The organism is Pseudomonas sp. NBRC 111133, assembly GCF_001320605.1.
GTDB lineage: Bacteria > Pseudomonadota > Gammaproteobacteria > Pseudomonadales > Pseudomonadaceae > Aquipseudomonas > Aquipseudomonas monteilii.
Genome location: NZ_BCBJ01000046.1, coordinates 1 through 18,091, shown reverse-complemented (window position 1 = coordinate 18,091; position 18,091 = coordinate 1). Strand labels below are relative to the sequence as shown.

Genomic DNA, 18,091 nt, shown 5'->3' with positions numbered 1-18,091 from the left:
ATTGGCGAGGCGCCCCATACCCCAAGCCGAACGCACCAGAAGTGTGCCGCTCATTTGCACACATTCTGTAACGTAACTCCATGCAGGCTGGCCGTTAAACTGACTCACCCGTAAACGGATTTCGAGTTTTCCCATGCCTGCCGCCCGTCGTTTCCCGTTGTTGCTCATTGGTGCTTTCCTGGCCTTGTACCTGGTCTGGGGGTCTACCTACCTGTTCATTCGAATTGGTGTGGAGAGCTGGCCACCGATGCTCATGGCCGGGGTGCGCTTTCTGATTGCCGGTGGCCTGCTGTACGGGTTCTTGCGCTGGCGCGGTGTGCCGGCGCCTACCTGGCCGCAGTGGCGAGCGGCAGGGGCGATCGGTTTTCTGCTGCTCAGTTGTGGCAACGGCGGCGTGACGGTGGCCGAGCATGCCGGCGTGGCATCGGGCGTGGCGGCACTGGCGGTGGCGACAGTACCTTTGTTCACCTTGCTGTTTGGCCTGCTGTTCGGGCACCGCAACTCGAAGCTGGAGTGGGCAGGCATTGCCCTGGGGCTGGTGGGTATCGGCCTGCTGAACCTGGGCTCCAACTTGCAGGCAAGCCCGATTGGTGCGGCACTGATCATTTTTGCCGCGGCGTCGTGGGCATTCGGCTCGGTGTGGAGCAAGACCTTGCCGTTGCCCCAAGGGCCGATGGCCAGTGCTGCGGAAATGCTGGTGGGCGGTGCGGTGCTGTTGCTGGGCAGCGTGGTGTCGGGTGAGCGCATGACGCAGATGCCGACCGCAGCCGGTTGGGGGGCGTTGGCCTACCTGGTGTTCTTCGGCTCGATCCTGGCGTTCAGTGCCTACATGTACCTGCTCAAGCATGTGCGCCCGGCTGCCGCCACCAGCTATGCCTACGTCAACCCGGCAGTGGCGGTGCTGCTGGGCATTGTCTTTGCCGGTGAACAGATTGGTGCCGAAGAGTGCGTGGCCATGGCAGTGATCATCGGTGCGGTGGTGCTGATCGGCCTGCCACAGTGGCGCAAGGCGCCCCAGCCCCCTCAGCCGTTGAAAGGCGAAATCTGCAAGTAGGCAGGGGCGATGCGGTAAACTTGCCGCCTTCGCTGAACCCCCTGACGGTATTGCCATGAATTTCGCCAAACTCGGCCTGATCGAACCGCTGCTGCGCACGCTGCAGCAACTGGACTACACCACCCCGACCCCGGTGCAGGCCAAGGCCATCCCTGCCGTGCTGGCTGGCCGCGACCTGATGGCCGCCGCCCAGACCGGCACCGGCAAGACTGCGGGCTTTGCCTTGCCTGTGCTGCAGCGCCTGGCCCTGGAGGGTGAGAAAGTGGCCAGCAACTCGATCCGTGCGCTCGTGCTGGTGCCCACCCGCGAGTTGGCCGAGCAGGTGCATAACAACGTGCGCGAATACGCCGAGAACCTGCCGCTGAGCACTTACGCCGTGTACGGCGGGGTCAGCATCAACCCGCAGATGATGCGCCTGCGCCGTGGCGTGGACCTGCTGGTGGCCACCCCGGGCCGCTTGCTCGACCTGTTCCGGCAGAACGCGGTGAAGTTCAACCAAGTACAAACGCTGGTACTGGACGAGGCCGACCGCATGCTCGACCTGGGTTTTGCCGAAGAACTGCAATCGGTGTACGCCGCGCTGCCACGCAAGCGCCAGACGTTGCTGTTTTCCGCCACCTTTTCCGACCAGATCCGCATGCTGGCGGGGCTGGCGCTGAATGACCCGCTCAGCATCGAAGTGAGCCCGCGCAATGCCACGGCCGCCAGCGTCAAGCAGTGGCTGGTGCCTGTGGATAAAAAACGCAAGGTCGACCTGTTCTGCCACCTGCTGCGCAAACAGCGCTGGAAGCAGGTGCTGGTGTTCGCCAAAACCCGCAACGGCGTTGACCAGCTGGTAGAGCGCTTGCTGGCCGAGGGTGTGAATGCCGATGGTATCCACGGTGACCGGCCGCAAGCCACCCGCCAGCGCGCGCTGGACAGCTTCAAGGCCCGCGAGATTCAGGTGCTGGTGGCAACCGACGTGGCGGCCCGTGGTCTGGATATCGATGACCTGCCGCTGGTGGTCAACCTGGACCTGCCGATCGTGGCCGAGGACTACGTGCACCGCATCGGCCGTACCGGGCGAGCCGGCAACAAGGGCGAGGCGATTTCGCTGGTGTGTGCGGATGAAGTGCAACTGCTGGCGGCCATCGAAGTGCTGACTCGCCAGACGCTGCCGCGCCATGAAGAACCGGACTTCATCCCCGATCACCGGGTGCCGATGACCGATGCCACGGGCCAGGTGATCAAGAAGCCGAAGAAGCCCAAGAAGCCGAAAGAGAACAGCGCCAAGCGTGGGCTGGGGCGCTGGATGGACAGCACTGAAGCGGGTAATGCGGAGCCGGCGGTGAAGGCAGTGCGCAAGGTGCCGAGCTTCAATGGTGGGCCGCGTAAGCGTAAGCCTTGAGATTTTTGGGGCCGCTATGCGGCCCCGACAATCTTTCAGGAAATCCGCGTAACCCAATCCGCCGCTGCCCGCCCTGCACGCAGCCCGCTGGCAAAGCACGCCGTCAGCAAATACCCCCCGGTCGGCGCCTCCCAGTCCAGCATCTCGCCGGCACAGAACACCCCCGGCATGCCCTTGACCATCAACCCCTTATCCAGCCCCTCGAAGCGCACCCCGCCCGCACTGCTGATCGCTTCATCCAGCGGCCGTGTACGCACCAGCGTGATCGGCAATGCCTTGATCGCCCGGGCCAGCGCCTGCGGGTCGGCAAAGGTCGCCTGATCGGTCAGCTCGCGCAGCAGCGCAGCCTTCACTCCATCAATGCCCAACTGGCTGTGCAAGTGTTTGGCCATGGAGCGCGAGCCGCGTGGTTTGGCCAGTGCCTGGGCAATCTTGTCCACAGGCTTGTCCGGTAGCAGGTCGAGCAACAGCACCCCTCGGCCACTGCGGTTGATGGCTTCGCGCACCGGCGCCGACCAGGCATACACCAGGCTGCCTTCCACCCCTTGTGCGGTGAGGACGAACTCGCCCTTGCGCGGTGCGCTGCCCGGAACGCTGAGGGCGATGTTCTTCAGCGGTGTGCCCGCGAACTTGTCCTTGAGCAGTGCGCTCCAGCCCTCAACTTCAAAACCGCAGTTGCTTGGCTGCAAAGGTGAGATATCCACAGCTCGTTCGGCCAGCAGCGGTTGCCAGCTGCCGTCGGAGCCCAATCGCGCCCAGCTACCACCGCCCAGCGCCAGCACCACGACCGCAGCTTTCACCGCACGCTCGCCCTGTGGATAAGCAATCCGCAAGGCGCCATCGGCGTTCCAGCCCAGCCAGCGGTGGCGGGTGTGGATAACTACCCCGGCGTCGCGCAGGCGCTTGAGCCAGGCGCGCAGCAATGGCGCGGCTTTCATGTCGGTGGGGAATACCCGGCCCGAGGTGCCGACGAAGGTCTCGATGCCCAAACCGTGAATCCACTGGCGCAAGGCGTCGGCATCGAAGTCGCGCAGCAGCGCATCGATTTCGCCCTGACGTCCGGCATAGCGTGAAACGAAGGCCGGGTAGGGCTCGGAGTGGGTGATGTTCATGCCGCCAACACCCGCCAGCAGGAACTTGCGGCCCACGGACGGCATGGCATCGAACACCTCGACCGCCAGGCCCGCGTGGGCCAGTGCTTCTGCGGCCATCAGGCCGGCAGGGCCGCCACCGATGACGACAGCGAGGGGAGAGGGGGCGGGGTTGAGTTCGGGCATGGTGGGCAGCAGGCTGTGGAAAAGAGGCGCATTCTAGCGCAGCGCTGCCCATGGAAGCACTGGTCAAAAATTAATCAGTGTTCTGCAGGCCTTGCCGGCAAAGGGCTACAGCGCCTTTCCCGCAGGTTATCCACAAGCGGTTCCACAGTCATTGTGAACAACCGATGACCCGTGCAGCGCTGTGGTGAAGAATGCCGTGGCGCCTGGCCAAGGCCTCGCGGTCTTTGCTGTAGCCGCCGCCGATCACACCCACCACCGGGATATCGCGGCCCAGGCAATGGCGCAGCACTGCTTCGTCACGGGCAGCAACGCCAGCGTCGGTCAGTTGCAGGTAACCCAGCGCGTCGTCCTTGTGCACATCGACGCCAGCGTCATACAGCACCAGGTCGGGTTGGTAGAGGGGCAGCAGGTAGTTGAGGGCGTCGTCCACCACCTCCAGGTAGGCCGCGTCGCCCATGCCGCGTGGCAGGGGGATGTCCCAATCGCTTTGTGCCTTGCGTGCCGGGAAGTTTTGTTCGCAATGCAGCGACACGGTGATGGCCTCGGGTGTGTCGTGCAGAATGCGTGCCGTGCCGTCGCCTTGGTGCACATCGCAGTCGAAGATCAGCACCCGGTGTACCCGGCCAGCCTCCAGCAGGTAGCGGCTGATCACGGCCAGGTCGTTGAAAATGCAGAAGCCGGCGGGGTGGTCGTAATGGGCGTGGTGGGTGCCGCCAGCGAGGTGGCAGGCAATGCCGTGCTGCAGCGCCATCTCGGCGGTCAGCAGCGAGCCACCTACCGCGCGTACGGTGCGCCGGGCCAGGGCTTCGCTCCAGGGCAGGCCGAGGCGGCGTTGGTCCTCGGGGGACAGTTCTCCGTTCATGTAGCGTTCGATGTAGCTGCGGTCGTGGGCCAGGGCGAGGATCTCGTTGGGGCAGATGTCCGGGCGCAGCAGGGCCTGATCAGTGGTCAGCCCGCTGTCGACCAGGTGGTCGTGCAGCAGGCGGAACTTGTCCATCGGGAAGCGGTGTTCGGCGGGGAACTCCGGGCTGTAGTCTTCGTGGTAGATCAGCGGCAGCGGCATGGGTGGGGTCGCAATCAGGGCCAGTGCTGATCTTGCCATGACGGGTGAGTGCTGTGGGAGCCCTTGGTTGTGGGGTGTCGCAGGCGCTTGTGGGAGCGGGCGCGCCCGCGAAGCAGGCACCGCGGTGCTTGGCACGGGCTGCGCCCGTGTTCGCGGGCATGCCCGCTCCCACAGGGACCGCGTCAGGGGCTTGAGCTATTTGGCGGCGCTGGCCAGCACCCGCTGCCAGTCGGGTTCGTTCAGGCGGCCCAGGATGCGTGCCTTTCCGTTGCCATCGACCGACACGAACAGGGCACTGACGTAGCCACTCTGACGCTCGCCACCGGTAACGTTCTGCTGGCGGGCGAAGTGGTCGATGCAGCCGTTGTGGGTCACCAGCACGAGGTTGTGGCCGGGGCGCTTGCGTGACAGTGCTTCACTGGCGAACTGTTTATCGCAACTTTCCAGCCAGTCCTCGCTGGCCACCGCCTGGCCGAGGATGAAGTGTGCGGTTTGCCGGGTGCGCAGTTTCGGGCTGCTGAGCATATCGGTGTTGTTCAGGCCTAGTTGGTGCAGCCCCTGGCCAACGCGGCCAGCGGCCTGGCTGCCGGCCACGGTGATGCCGGTGGGGTCGTCCAGGCAGGGGCCGGGCGCGCTGTCGCAGCGCTCGGCGTGGCGGATCATCACGATCACTGCGCCATCGGCCCAATCCTGCAGCAGGCCGCTGTCACTCAGTTGTTGCTCGTTGCCAAGGTCCACGATGTGCGTCCTCGTCGCCAGCCAGGTGGTCAACGCCGCCACGACCATGCACAGGCCAAGGGCGGCACCGAGGGCTTTGCGGGAGAGGCGTCGCTTGCGCCGGGCGTGGATGGCAGGGTGCCCCAGGGTATTGCTCGATAGCATGCGTTGCTCCATTTGGCATGGCCGCGACAGGCACGGCAGTGATGGCGGCATCCTGCCAAGCGCCCTGTTGGGAGGCAGTGAAGAGCATGTGAAAATTGCATTCGGTTGATGGTGGCTGGGTGAAACCTGCGCCCGCGCCTACGCTGTAAACTGCAACACGGCAAAACCGGAGCAGGCCTGATGACCCCCATTCTTGAACTGGAAAGCGCACGGCTGGTGCTGCGCCAATGGCATGACGACGACCTGCGCGAGTTCGCCGCGCTGTGTGCCGACCCCCAGGTAATGCGCTACTTCCCGGCGCCGCTGACACGCCTTGAAGCGGCTGCACTGATTGGCCGCGTGCGTGGGCACTTCAACGAGTACGGTTTTGGTTTATGGGCGCTGGAGCGCAAGGACAGCGGTGCGTTCATCGGCATGACCGGGTTGCTGCATGTCGGCTTCGATGCCGATTTTGCGCCGGCTGTGGAAATTGGCTGGCGCCTGGCACGGCGGCACTGGGGCCTGGGTTTCGCCAGCGAGGCGGCGTGGACCTGCCTGCGTTGTGCTTTCGCCCAATTGCGCCTGGAAGAGGTGGTGTCGTTCACTAGCGAGAGCAACCTGCCGTCGCAGAAGGTGATGCAGGCCATTGGCATGCAGCAGGACCTGAACGGCAGCTTCGAACACCCCCGCCTGCCCGAGGGCCACCCGCTGCGCCCGCATGTGCTGTACCGCATCGACCGCGCACACTGGGAAAAGACCCTGCGTGCCTGAATGCACGGCCATGCCCGGCGCGAATGACAAACCCTGTATCATTTGCCCTTATCAAAGAGCGCTGTAGAGACGTGTTGCCTTGCGAGGAGAACCCCCAATGAGTCATGTGTTGGACGACCTGGTCGACCTGTTGAGCCTCGAAGCCATCGAGGAGAACCTGTTCCGTGGACGTAGCCAGGACCTGGGCTTCCGCCAGCTGTACGGTGGGCAAGTGCTGGGCCAGTCCTTGTCGGCGGCCAGCCAGACGGTCGAGGACGCTCGCCATGTGCATTCGTTGCACGGCTACTTCCTGCGCCCGGGCGATGCCAGCCTGCCGGTGGTGTACTCGGTGGACCGCGTGCGAGATGGCGGCAGCTTCAGCACCCGTCGGGTGACGGCGATTCAGAAGGGCCAGACCATCTTCACTTGCAGCGCGTCGTTCCAGTACGACGAGGAAGGCTTCGAGCACCAGGCACAGATGCCTGACGTAGTCGGCCCGGAAAACCTGCCCACCGAAGTGGAGCTGGCGCGCGCCATGGCCGACCAGTTGCCAGAGCGCATTCGCGACAAGGTGCTGTGCGCCAAGCCGATCGAAATTCGCCCGGTCACCGAGCGCGACCCGTTCAACCCCAAGCCTGGCGACCCGGTGAAGTACGCGTGGTTCCGCGCCGACGGCAACCTGCCCGACGTACCTGCCCTGCACAAATACATGCTGGCTTACGCCTCGGATTTTGGTCTACTGACCACTTCGCTGGTACCGCATGGCAAATCGGTGTGGCAGCGCGACATGCAGATCGCCAGCCTCGACCATTCGCTGTGGTTCCATGGCAACCTGCGTGCCGACGAGTGGCTGCTGTACGCCACCGACAGCCCGTGGGCCGGTAATTCCCGTGGTTTCTGCCGTGGCAGCATCTTCAACCAGGCCGGGCAACTGGTGGCATCGTCGAGCCAGGAAGGCCTGATTCGCCACCGTAAGGACTGGGCATGAGCCTGGGCGAGGTCCGCAACTGGGTGTTCGACATGGACGGCACCCTGACCGTGGCCGTGCATGACTTTGCCGCCATTCGCGTGGCGTTGGACATCCCAGCCGAGCACGACATCCTCACCCACCTGGCGGCCTTGCCGGTAGACGAAGCGGCAGCCAAGCATGCCTGGCTGCTGGAGCATGAGCGCGACCTGGCGCTTGCGTCCACAGCGGCTACCGGCGCGGTGGAGCTGGTGCGTGAGCTGGCCGAGCGTGGGTGCCGGCTGGGTATTCTCACCCGTAATGCACGTGAGCTGGCGCATGTGACGCTGGAGGCCATCGGCCTGGCGGACTGCTTCCCGGTGGAGCACATTCTGGGACGTGACGAGGCCTCACCCAAGCCGAGCCCGGATGGGTTGCTGAAGATTGCCAGTGCCTGGGGCGTGGCGCCGAGTGAACTGGTGATGGTGGGGGATTACCGGTTCGACCTGGACTGCGGGCGCGCGGCTGGGGCGCGGACAGTGCTGGTGAATTTGCCGGATAACCCATGGCCGGAACTGGTGGATTGGCATGCTGCCGATTGCCGGGCGCTGAAGGTGATGCTGGGCTGACCGTTGTGTCGTCTGTACGGGCCCTTTCGCGGGCATGCCCGCTCCCACAGGTAGTGTGCAAGTTTCAGGTCCTGCGGCGTCACTGTGGTGCGGGCTTGCCCGCGAAAGGGCCGGACCTGTCTATGCTGAACCCCACTCTTTCCCCTGATACGGAGACCCACCCATGACCAGCAAAGCCATCTACGTACAACCCGGCGGCGGCTACGACAAGGTCGAGGTCGGCACCCGCGAGGCTGCCGCACCCCAGGCCGGCGAGATCACCGTGCGCTTGCACGCCAGCTCCCTCAACTATCACGACTTCGCTGTGGTCAGCGGCATGTGGGGCCCGAGCGAGCGGCGCATCCCCATGGCCGATGGCGCCGGCGAAGTGGTCGCGGTGGGGGCTGGTGTCACCGAGTTCCAGGTTGGCGACCACGTGGTCAGTACCTTTTTCCCCGACTGGCTCGACGGCCAGGCCAATGTCGAAGGCTTTGCCAGAGTGCCCGGCGATGGCATCGATGGTTATGCCCGAGAGCAGGTCACTGCCCGCGCTACCGCGTTCACCCTGGCACCGAAGGGCTTCAGCCACGCCGAGGCGGCTACGCTGACTACAGCCGGCCTTACCGCCTGGCGTGCGTTGATGAGCGATGACCACCTCAAGCCGGGCGACACGGTGCTGGTACAGGGCACGGGTGGCGTGTCGATCTTCGCGCTGCAGTTCGCCAAGCTGGCCGGCGCCACGGTAATCGCCACCTCTTCCAGCGATGCCAAGCTGGAGCGCCTCAAGGCCCTGGGGGCCGATCACCTTATCAATTACAAGAGCACCCCGGCCTGGGGTGAAAAAGTGCGCGAGCTGACCGGTAATCGCGGCGTCGATCATGTGATTGAAGTGGGCGGCCCGGCGACGTTGGAGCAGTCGATGATTGCTGCTCGCATTGGCGGGCATGTGTCGCTGATCGGCATCCTTACCGGCGTGGCGGGGCAGTTGCCGCTGGTACAGGCCCTGGTGCGGCAAATCCGCCTGCAAGGTGTGCTGGTGGGCAGCCGTGCGCAGCAACAGGCGATGGTGCGGGCAATCGATGCCAACGGGCTGCGGCCAGTGGTGGACAAGCACTTCGAGTTGGAGCAGATCGTCGAGGCGTTCCGTTACCAGGAAAGCAACCGGCATTTCGGCAAGATTTGCCTGACCTGGTGAGGTGATCCGGCCGGATGTAACGGCCGGGTGGGCACAACCTCTAATCCGGCAGCAACCGGTCACGGCTGTTGGACAGGTGCAGGCAGATCGCCGCCCGCGCTGCATCCGGGTCTTGCCGGCGGATGGCATTGAGCACGGCCTCATGCTCCAGGTTCGCCAGGTAGGCCTGCCGCGCCAGCTTCGCCCCGCCGCGTTCGGCCAGCGCCATGCGGTTGCGTGGGATCAGGCTGTTGCCCAGTTGCAGCAGCATCTCGGTGAAGTACAGGTTACCGGTGGCCTCGGCAATCAGCAGGTGGAAGCGCCGATCCGCCTCGATGCAGCTGTCACCGGCCGCCGCCAGGTCCTGGTAGTCATCCAGTGCCTGGCGCATGCGAGCCAGGTGCCCCTCGTCACGACGCAGTGCGGCCAGAGCAGCGGCCTGGCCTTCCAGGCCAATGCGCAGTTCCAACAGGTCGCGCACATTGGCTGCGCTCTCCGCGCCGATGCGCAGCCCCGCCTGTGGCTGGCGCTCCATCACGAAGGTACCGATACCGTGGCGCGGCTCCACCAGCCCCGAGGCCTGCAATTTCGACAAGGCTTCACGCACCACCGTGCGGCTGACGCCATGCTCGCGCACCAGGGTGTTCTCCGAGGGCAATTTGTCCCCAGGCCTGAAGGTGCCCAACAAAATTTGTTGGGTCAGGCTGGAGACCAAGTCATGGGCGCGGCTATGGCCGCGTTTGTGCGTGTGTTCGGGTTCCATGGTGTGAGCCACTTCTAGCTGTACTTGTACGACAAGTTAAACCATAAAAATATTTTTTGCCGTTTTTTCCTGTTGCCAATCCCACGCGTAGCCAATCAGTTTTTGCAAGATCGAAGCAAATGGTCATTTTGATAGCTTGTATTTTGCGTATTTGTCGATTTTGTTGATCTTGTCGTACAACTTCGTCGGGCATATGCTCGTCCCACTGCCATGTCAGACAACCCAGACCCGCACAAAAACAATTAGTGGGAGATTCACAAGTGAACGACACCCTCGCTCCGTCTGCGCGGACTGAAGGCGACGCGTTGGCCAGTGCCGTGGCCAAGGTCAAGCGCCACGTCCTGCCGCTGTTCGTCATCATGTTCATCGTCAACTACCTCGACCGCGTCAATATCGGTTTCATCCGACCGCACCTGGAAAGCGACCTGGGCATCAGTGCCGCAGCTTATGGTTTTGGTGCCGGCCTGTTCTTCATTGGCTATGCCTTGTTCGAAGTGCCTTCGAACATGTTGCTGCAGAAGGTGGGGGCGCGGCTTTGGCTGACGCGCATCATGTTCACCTGGGGGCTGGTGGCCACGGCCATGGCCTTTGTGCAGAACGAAACCCAGTTCTACGTACTGCGCTTTTTGCTGGGTGTTGCCGAAGCGGGCTTCTTCCCCGGTGTGATCTACTACTTCACCCGCTGGCTGCCAGGTGCAGAGCGCGGCAAGGCGATTGCCATCTTCCTCAGCGGCTCGGCGCTGGCCTCGCTGATTTCCGGGCCGTTGGCCGGTGCGCTGATGCAGATTCAGGGCCTGGGCATGCACGGTTGGCAGTGGATGCTGTTCATCGAAGGCATGGCCTCGGTGGTGCTGTGCTTCTTCGTGTTCTTCTGGCTGGATTCCAAACCACAGGATGCCAAGTGGTTGAGCCCGGCCGAGCAAGACGCGCTCGTAGCTACCATCGACCGCGAGCAGCGAGAGCGCGAAGCGTTGGGGGCGGTCAAACCCTCGGCCTGGAGCCTGCTGAAAGACCGCCAGATTGTGCTGTTCTGCCTCATCTACTTCTGCATCCAGCTGACCATCTACGCTGCCACCTTCTGGCTGCCGAGCATCATCAAGCGCATGGGCGACCTCAGCGACTTGCAGGTCGGCTTCTTCAACTCGATCCCGTGGCTGATCTCGATCCTGGCCATGTACGCCTTCGCGGCCGGCTCTGCGCGCTGGAAGTTCCAGCAGGCGTGGGTGGCCGGGGCGCTGGTGGTCGCCGCCATCGGCATGTTCATGTCCACCACCGGCGGGCCGGTGTTTGCCTTCGTGGCCGTGTGCTTCGCCGCCATCGGTTTCAAGTCGGCGTCGTCACTGTTCTGGCCGATTCCACAGGGATATCTGGATGCCCGCATCGCCGCGGCCGTGATCGCCCTGATCAACTCGGTCGGCAACCTCGGCGGCTTCGTAGCCCCTACCACCTTCGGTTTTCTGGAGCAGCAGACCGGCTCGATCCAGGGCGGGCTGTATGGCCTGGCGATGACCTCGGTGCTGGCGGCCATCGCCATCTTCTTTGTACGCACTCGCCCCAAGGGCGCCCCTTCCGATGACCTCAAGGCCCGTTCGGCCCTGGGCCAGACCCACTGATGACTGCGAGACAACAACCATGAATATGCAGACCAATCCCGCCGTCCACACCAGCACCCCGGTGGTCACCGACCTGCGCGTGATCCCCGTGGCTGGCCACGACAGTATGCTGCTCAACCTCAGTGGCGCCCATGGCCCGTTCTTTACCCGCAACGTAGTGGTGCTGCGCGACAGCGCGGGCAACACCGGGCTGGGTGAAGTGCCGGGTGGGGAAAAAATTCGGCAAACCCTGGAAGACGCCCGCAGCCTGGTGGTCGGCCAGCCGATCGGCCATTACCAACGCGTGCTCAATGCCATGCGCCAGACCTTCGCCAACCGCGACTCGGCGGGGCGCGGCCTGCAAACCTTCGACCTGCGCATTACCGTGCATGCGGTAACGGCCATCGAATCGGCGCTGCTCGACCTGCTCGGTCAGCACCTCAACGTGTCGATGGCGGCATTGCTGGGTGAAGGGCAGCAACGTGATGCCGTGAAGATGCTGGGTTACCTGTTCTACATCGGCGACCGCCAGCAGACCGACCTGGCCTACCGCAACGAAGCCGATGCCGAGAATGACTGGTTCCGCGTGCGCCACGAAAAGGCCCTGACCCCGGAAGCAGTGGTGCGCCTGGCCGAGGCCGCCAAGGCGCGTTATGGCTTCAGCGACTTCAAGCTCAAGGGCGGTGTACTGCGGGGAGAAGAAGAGATGGAGGCGGTAACGGCCCTGGCCGAGCGCTTCCCCGAAGCCCGTATCACCCTTGACCCGAACGGTGCCTGGTCGTTGAAGGAAGCCATTGCCCTGTGCCGCGACAAGCACGACGTGCTGGCTTACGCCGAAGACCCGTGCGGTGCCGAGAACGGTTACTCGGGCCGCGAGGTGATGGCCGAGTTCCGCCGCGCCACCGGCTTGCCGACCGCCACCAACATGATCGCCACCGACTGGCGGCAGATGGGCCATGCAATCCAGTTGCAGTCGGTGGACATCCCGCTGGCCGACCCGCACTTCTGGACCTTGCAGGGTTCGGTACGGGTGGCGCAGATGTGCAATGACTGGGGGCTGACCTGGGGTTCGCATTCGAACAACCACTTCGACATTTCGTTGGCGATGTTCACCCAGGTGGCGGCTGCGGCGCCGGGTGAGATCACCGCGATCGACACCCACTGGATCTGGCAGGATGGCCAGCGCCTGACCCGTGAGCCGCTGCGCATTGTGGACGGGCATGTGCGGGTACCGGCACGGCCGGGGCTGGGGGTGGAGCTGGATGAGGATCAGCTGGCCAAGGCGCATGAGTGCTACCGCAACATGGGCCTGGGCGCGCGGGATGACAGCGTGGCGATGCAGTTCCTGATTCCGGGGTGGAGCTTCGATAACAAGCGGCCTTGCCTGGTGCGTTAAGGCTGCCGGCCTCTTCGCGGGCTTGCCTGCGAAGAGGCCATCACCTTTTATCCTGCTTCAAAGAAGGCCCGCGCCATCTCTACAAATGCCTCCAGCACCGGATTAGGGTTATCCCGGCAGTACGCCAAAAATATTTCCGCCTGCTGCTCCATCCCCACCAGGGGCTTGAAGACCACCTGCTCCAGGCGCAGCGCCTGCGCCGAGGCAGGCACCACCGCACACCCCAACCCCACATTGACCAGGCCCAGAATAGAATGCGTCTGCCCCAGCTGGTGCAGGTACTTCGGCTGCACTTCATGCCGCGCAAACAGGTTGGCGATGCGGTCATGGAAGTAGCGCCCTTCGTTGGCGCTGTACATCACGAACGGCTGCTCATCGAAATCGCTCGGCCTGATCCGCTCACGCGGTGCCAGCGCATGCCCGGCGGGCAGGGCGGCGACGAAGGGTTCGCGGTGAATCGGCAGGTACTCCACGCGCGCACTGGGCAGCACCTGGCGCACTAGGCCGACATCGATCAGGCCGGCTTCCAGGTCGTGCACCTGGGTACTGGAAACCCGTTCGCTGAGCACCAGTTCGATGTCCGGCAACGTCTGCCCGGCATGCACGAGCAAGCGCGGGATCATGCTGTAGGCCCCCACCGCCGTGAATCCCAGGGTCAGCCGGCCTGCCTCGCCATGGGCGATGCGCCGTGCCGAGTGGCTGGCCGAGTCGGCGATTTGCAGGATGCGCCGGGCGTCTTCAAGAAAGCTCTGGCCCGCCAGGGTCAGCCGCGCCTGGCGGTTGTTACGCTCAAGCAGCAGTACCCCCAGGGAATGTTCCAGCAGTTGTATCTGCCGGCTCAAGGGTGGCTGGGTCATGTGCAGGCGCGTGGCGGCACGGCCGAAATGCAGCTCTTCGGCAACGGCCACGAAGCAGCGCAACTGGTGCAGCTCCATGATTCAATTCCTGAATTATTCGATCCAGTATCTATATTAGACCTGTATCAATTGCAGGCCTAGCATCGAGTCATGTCTTCGAACTGCCGGATGCTCAACATGAACGAAAACGCCATCGAAGTGCTGCTGACCCAGCCCGTCCCCGAGGCCATCGATGCCCAATTGGTCCGCGCTTATCAGGTGCATCGCCTGTATCAACACCGTGACCCGCAACAGCTGATCAACGACGTTGGCCCACGCGTTCGCGGTGTTGTAACTGGCGGTGCCAAAGGGCTGCCCAATGCGCTGATGGATCAGCTGCCTGCGCTGGAGATCATCGCCATCAGCGGCATCGGTACCGACGCCGTGGACCTTCGCCATGCTGCCAGCCGCGGCATCCATGTCACCACAACACCGGGTGTACTCACCGCCGATGTGGCTGACCTGGCGATGGGCCTGATCATCAACACCTTGCGCCGTATGGGCGAGGGCGAACGGCTGGTGCGCGATGGCTTGTGGGGCACGGTCGAGCTGCCGCTGGCGCGGCGGGCCAGCGGTATCGACCTGGGCATTGTCGGGCTTGGCCAGGTGGGCAAGGCGATTGCCCGGCGTGCGGCGGCATTCGACATGCGCATTGCCTACAACGGGCGGCGTGAACAGCAGGATGCGGGTTACCGCTATGAGGCTGACCTGATCGAGCTGGCGCGTTCGGTGGACGTACTGGTGGTCGCCGCTGCTGCCGATGGTGGGCAGGTGTTGGTAACGGCCGAGGTGCTGGAGGCACTGGGGCCGAATGGTTACCTGATCAACGTGGCGCGCGGCAAGTTGGTGGATGAAGACGCGCTGGTCGAGGCATTGCGCGAGCAGCGTATCGCCGGTGCCGGGCTGGACGTGTTCGTCGATGAGCCGCAAGTGCCGCCGGCCTTGCGGGACCTCAACCAGGTCAGCCTTCAGCCGCATCGGGGCAGTGCCACGTTGCAGACCCGGTTGGAGATGGGGCGCATGGTTTTGCACAACCTCGAAGCCTGTTTTCAGGGTGAGTTACCACCGAATCGGGTGGTTTAGCTCAAGGGCCTCTTCGCGGGCACGCCCGCGAAGAGGCCAGTGCAGACAACAAAAGGCCCAAGGGCCACACCTTCTCTTCACAAGAACAATCGCTTCCATCGAGAAGCAAGAGGGTTTACATGAACAGCAAATCCGCCGTCGCCGCACCGCAGGCCGTGGCCGGGGTCGGTCGCCATCGCTTCCTGGTCCTGGCGCTGATCTTCGTCATCACCGTCATCAACTACGCCGACCGCGCCACCTTGTCGATTACCGGCACCGAGGTGCTCAAGGACCTCGGCCTGGACCCGGTCATGCTAGGCATGATCTTTTCCGCGTTCGCCTGGGCCTACGCCCTGGGCCAGGTGCCCGGGGGCTGGTTGCTCGACCGCTTCGGTGCCCGCCGTGTGTACGGCATCAGCCTGATCCTCTGGTCGCTGTTCACGCTGCTGCAAGGGACTGTCGGCTGGATGGGGTTGGCCGGTGTGTCCGCTGCGGTCGCGCTGTTTTCCATGCGCTTCATGCTGGGCCTGGTGGAGTCGCCGGCGTTCCCGGCCAACTCGCGCATCGTCAGTTGCTGGTTCCCCACCCGTGAGCGTGGAACCGCCTCGGCGCTGTTCAACTCGGCCCAGTACATGGCTGTGGTGGTGTTTGCCCCGCTGATGGCGTGGATGACCCATACGCTGAGTTGGGAGCAGGTGTTCATCTGGATGGGGGTGTTGGGGTTGGTACTGAGCGTGGTGTGGTTCCGCCTGTACCACGAACCGCACAGCGCGCCAGGCTTGAGCCGCGAAGAGCTGGATTACATGCGTGAAGGCGGCGCCCTGGTCGACCTGGAAAAGGAACGTAAAGCGACCAAAAGCAAACCGACCCGTGCCGAAGTGATGCAACTGTTCACCAGCCGCAACCTGTGGGCGGTGTACCTGGGCCAGTACTGCATCACGGCGCTGACCTACTTCTTCATCACCTGGTTCCCGATCTACCTGATCAAGGGCCGTGGCATGACCATCATGGAGGCAGGCTGGGTGGCTGCGTTGCCGGCCATCTGTGGCTTCACGGGTGGCATCCTTGGCGGGTTCGTGTCCGATTGGCTGATCCGCCGTGGCGTGCATCCCTCCAGGGCGCGCAAGACGCCGTTCATCATCGGCATGGCGCTGTCCACCAGCCTGGTGCTGGCCAACTACATGGACAGCAACGCGGCGGTGATTGCCATGATGACGTTGGCCTTCTTCGGCAAGGGCCTGGCAGCGGTAGGTTGGGCGGTGCTGTCGGATGTGGCGCCGAAGAAGATGGTTGGCCTGTGCGGCGGCGTGTTCAATGGCATTGGCAACGTCGCCGGTATCGTCACCCCGCTGGTGATCGGTTATGTGGTGGCCAGCACCGGCTCGTTCCATAACGCACTCTGGTTCGTGGCCGCCCATGGCGTGCTGGGAATCCTCGCTTACCTGTTGCTGGCCCGGCGCTTCGAGCGCACCGGGCAGGCGTAGGCAGACGCCTTGGCAACAGAGGCCCCGGGAGACTGGGGCTTTTTTGTGGGCGCTCGAACGTGGCCAGACCAAGTGGCACATTCAAATGAAAAACAAAAGCTTCAGACGGCCCGATGGCGCGATCGGGTATGCCATTCGCGACATCTGGCGTGAATGGAATTGCCCTGTCGTGATCGAACAGTTCCGGGGCGTTCTCGTGTAATTTCCCACAGCCTTACGGGGCTTAAATGAAGCCCGAACCGCAATGACACCTTGCTCTGTGATGCGTGCCAAAGATCAACAACAGCGCGCGAGCATCCTGTCGACTTATTGATTTGAAAGGAGATATTTTCGCCTACGCCTGCCCGTCCATCCTTGTGTCAGCAAAAAGAGAACAACATCAATGAACACCGTGGGATCTGATGGCAACCTTGCACAAGGTTTCAAGCCACGTCATGTAACGATGCTGTCCATCGCCGGCATCATCGGCGCCGGACTTTTCGTAGGCTCTGGCCATGCCATCGCGGCGGCCGGGCCAGCTACCATAATTTCCTATTTCGTGGCCGGGACCCTGGTGGTTCTGGTTATGCGCATGCTCGGCGAAATGGCCGTAGCGCACCCTGACACCGGGTCGTTTTCCACCTATGCCGACCAGGCCATCGGCCGTTGGGCCGGCTACACCATCGGCTGGTTGTACTGGTGGTTCTGGGTGTTGGTGATCCCTATCGAAGCGCTGGCCGCCGGGCATGTGTTGAACGCCTGGTTCCCCCAGGTGGACAGCTGGATCTTCGCCCTGGCCTCGGTACTGTTGCTGGCCGGCACCAACCTGTTCAGCGTGGCCAAGTACGGTGAGTTCGAGTTCTGGTTCGCCATTCTCAAGGTAACGGCGATTCTGGGTTTCATCGGCCTGGGCTTTGCCGCGCTGATGGGCTGGTTGCCTAACCGCGAGGTCAGCGGCCTGAGCAGCCTGATGGCCGAGCACGGCGGCTTTACGCCGAAGGGCTGGTCGGCCGTGGTGGGCGCGTTCATTACCGTGATGTTCAGCTTCATCGGCACCGAGGCTGTGACCATCGCCGCGTCCGAGTCCAGCGACCCGTCGCGCAACATCGCCAAGGCCACCCGCTCGGTGATCTGGCGTATCAGCACGTTCTACATCCTGTCGATCTTCGTGATCATCTCGGTGGTGCCATGGAACGACCCGCAACTGGCCGTGGTGGGCTCGTACCAGCGTGCGCTGGAAATCATGAACATCCCCAATGCGGCGTTCATGGTCGACCTGGTGGTCCTGGTGGCCGTGACCAGCTGCATGAACTCGTCGATCTACATTGCTTCGCGGATGATGTACTCGCTGGCCAAGCGCGGTGATGCCCCGGCCTTCCTCAACAAGACCTCCACGGTTGGCGTACCGCGTGCTGCAGTGTTTGGCAGCACCCTGATCGGCGCGGCCATCGCCATCCTCAACTACTTCGCGCCGAAGGGCGTGTTCGAGTTCCTGCTGGCCAGCTCTGGCGCCATCGCCCTGCTGGTGTACATGGTCATCGCCATCTCGCAGCTGCGCATGCGCCGCCGCCTGGAGCGGGAGAACACCGAGCTGAAGTTCCGTATGTGGCTGTTCCCGTACCTGACCTGGGCGGTGATCATCTTCATCGCCGGGGCGCTGGCGGTGATGATGTACACGCCTGAGCACCGGGCGGAAGTGAGTTCGACATTGGGCCTGGCGATCGTGATTTCCTTCCTGGGGATCGTGACTTCGCGCGGCCATGCGCAACCGGTGGGGGCGCGTTCGATGGGGTGATTGA

16 protein-coding genes are annotated in these 18,091 nt (G+C 63.5%); 11 read left to right on the top strand and 5 right to left on the bottom strand.

Annotation, left to right across the window (positions count from 1 at the left end; genetic code table 11):
- Nucleotides 1-133 precede the first annotated feature (133 nt).
- On the top strand, nt 134-1,054 hold the full coding sequence (gene yedA / locus APH36_RS09960; RefSeq protein ID WP_060498490.1) for a drug/metabolite exporter YedA: 921 nt from the start codon (nt 134-136) through the stop codon (nt 1,052-1,054).
- A gap of 55 nt (nt 1,055-1,109) precedes the next feature.
- Entirely contained in the window at nt 1,110-2,441 is a 1,332-nt protein-coding gene (locus APH36_RS09955; RefSeq protein WP_060498489.1) for a DEAD/DEAH box helicase, read from the top strand.
- A 35-nt stretch (nt 2,442-2,476) separates the two neighbouring features.
- On the opposite strand, the gene APH36_RS09950 is transcribed toward APH36_RS09955, so the two are convergent.
- The 3 genes from APH36_RS09950 to APH36_RS09940 all read right to left on the bottom strand — a co-directional run bounded on the left by APH36_RS09950 (nt 2,477) and on the right by APH36_RS09940 (nt 5,663).
- The gene (locus tag APH36_RS09950; RefSeq protein ID WP_060498488.1) at nt 2,477-3,718 is read right to left on the bottom strand and encodes a TIGR03862 family flavoprotein; all 1,242 of its coding nucleotides are present in this window, start codon (nt 3,716-3,718) and stop codon (nt 2,477-2,479) included.
- A gap of 148 nt (nt 3,719-3,866) precedes the next feature.
- Nucleotides 3,867-4,781 carry a histone deacetylase gene (locus tag APH36_RS09945; RefSeq protein WP_060498487.1) on the bottom strand — a complete coding sequence of 305 codons (915 nt, stop codon included), beginning with the start codon at nt 4,779-4,781 and terminating at the stop codon, nt 3,867-3,869.
- A 195-nt stretch (nt 4,782-4,976) separates the two neighbouring features.
- On the bottom strand, nt 4,977-5,663 hold the full coding sequence (locus tag APH36_RS09940) for a histidine phosphatase family protein (protein WP_060498486.1): 687 nt from the start codon (nt 5,661-5,663) through the stop codon (nt 4,977-4,979).
- 180 nt (nt 5,664-5,843) lie between these two features.
- Between APH36_RS09940 and APH36_RS09935 the strand changes: the two genes are divergently transcribed.
- The 4 genes from APH36_RS09935 (at nt 5,844) to APH36_RS09920 (ending at nt 9,141) form a co-directional block, all read left to right on the top strand.
- Entirely contained in the window at nt 5,844-6,413 is a 570-nt protein-coding gene (locus APH36_RS09935) for a GNAT family N-acetyltransferase (RefSeq protein WP_019097494.1), read from the top strand.
- Nucleotides 6,414-6,510: 97 nt separating this feature from the next.
- Entirely contained in the window at nt 6,511-7,380 is an 870-nt protein-coding gene (gene tesB, locus APH36_RS09930; protein WP_060498485.1) for an acyl-CoA thioesterase II, read from the top strand.
- The gene (locus APH36_RS09925) at nt 7,377-7,967 is read left to right on the top strand and encodes an HAD family hydrolase (RefSeq protein ID WP_060498484.1); all 591 of its coding nucleotides are present in this window, start codon (nt 7,377-7,379) and stop codon (nt 7,965-7,967) included. The genes tesB and APH36_RS09925 overlap by 4 nt, the downstream gene beginning before the upstream one ends.
- A 163-nt stretch (nt 7,968-8,130) precedes the next feature.
- Nucleotides 8,131-9,141 carry an NAD(P)-dependent alcohol dehydrogenase gene (locus APH36_RS09920; RefSeq protein ID WP_060498483.1) on the top strand — a complete coding sequence of 337 codons (1,011 nt, stop codon included), beginning with the start codon at nt 8,131-8,133 and terminating at the stop codon, nt 9,139-9,141.
- 40 nt (nt 9,142-9,181) lie between these two features.
- Here APH36_RS09920 and APH36_RS09915 read toward each other — a convergent pair whose 3' ends face one another.
- Nucleotides 9,182-9,883 carry a FadR/GntR family transcriptional regulator gene (locus tag APH36_RS09915; protein ID WP_019097491.1) on the bottom strand — a complete coding sequence of 234 codons (702 nt, stop codon included), beginning with the start codon at nt 9,881-9,883 and terminating at the stop codon, nt 9,182-9,184.
- Between the two features lie 260 nt (nt 9,884-10,143).
- Here APH36_RS09915 and APH36_RS09910 point away from each other — a divergent pair, with 260 nt between their 5' ends.
- Nucleotides 10,144-11,496, top strand: coding sequence for an MFS transporter (locus tag APH36_RS09910; protein WP_060498482.1), 1,353 nt, complete (start codon nt 10,144-10,146; stop codon nt 11,494-11,496).
- Nucleotides 11,497-11,515: 19 nt separating this feature from the next.
- Entirely contained in the window at nt 11,516-12,871 is a 1,356-nt protein-coding gene (gudD, locus tag APH36_RS09905) for a glucarate dehydratase (protein ID WP_060498481.1), read from the top strand.
- Nucleotides 12,872-12,918: 47 nt separating this feature from the next.
- Here the strand turns inward: gudD and APH36_RS09900 are convergent, their stop codons facing one another.
- On the bottom strand, nt 12,919-13,806 hold the full coding sequence (locus APH36_RS09900; protein WP_060498480.1) for a LysR substrate-binding domain-containing protein: 888 nt from the start codon (nt 13,804-13,806) through the stop codon (nt 12,919-12,921).
- A 99-nt stretch (nt 13,807-13,905) separates the two neighbouring features.
- On the opposite strand from APH36_RS09900, the gene APH36_RS09895 reads away from it, so the two are divergent.
- From APH36_RS09895 to gabP, 3 genes are all read left to right on the top strand, one after another.
- The gene (locus APH36_RS09895) at nt 13,906-14,850 is read left to right on the top strand and encodes a 2-hydroxyacid dehydrogenase (RefSeq protein ID WP_060498479.1); all 945 of its coding nucleotides are present in this window, start codon (nt 13,906-13,908) and stop codon (nt 14,848-14,850) included.
- Nucleotides 14,851-14,969: 119 nt separating this feature from the next.
- On the top strand, nt 14,970-16,313 hold the full coding sequence (locus tag APH36_RS09890; protein WP_060498478.1) for an MFS transporter: 1,344 nt from the start codon (nt 14,970-14,972) through the stop codon (nt 16,311-16,313).
- A 382-nt stretch (nt 16,314-16,695) separates the two neighbouring features.
- Nucleotides 16,696-18,087 (top strand): GABA permease, encoded by a 1,392-nt coding sequence (gene gabP / locus APH36_RS09885; protein ID WP_060498477.1) that lies wholly within the window; start codon nt 16,696-16,698, stop codon nt 18,085-18,087.
- Nucleotides 18,088-18,091 lie beyond the last annotated feature (4 nt).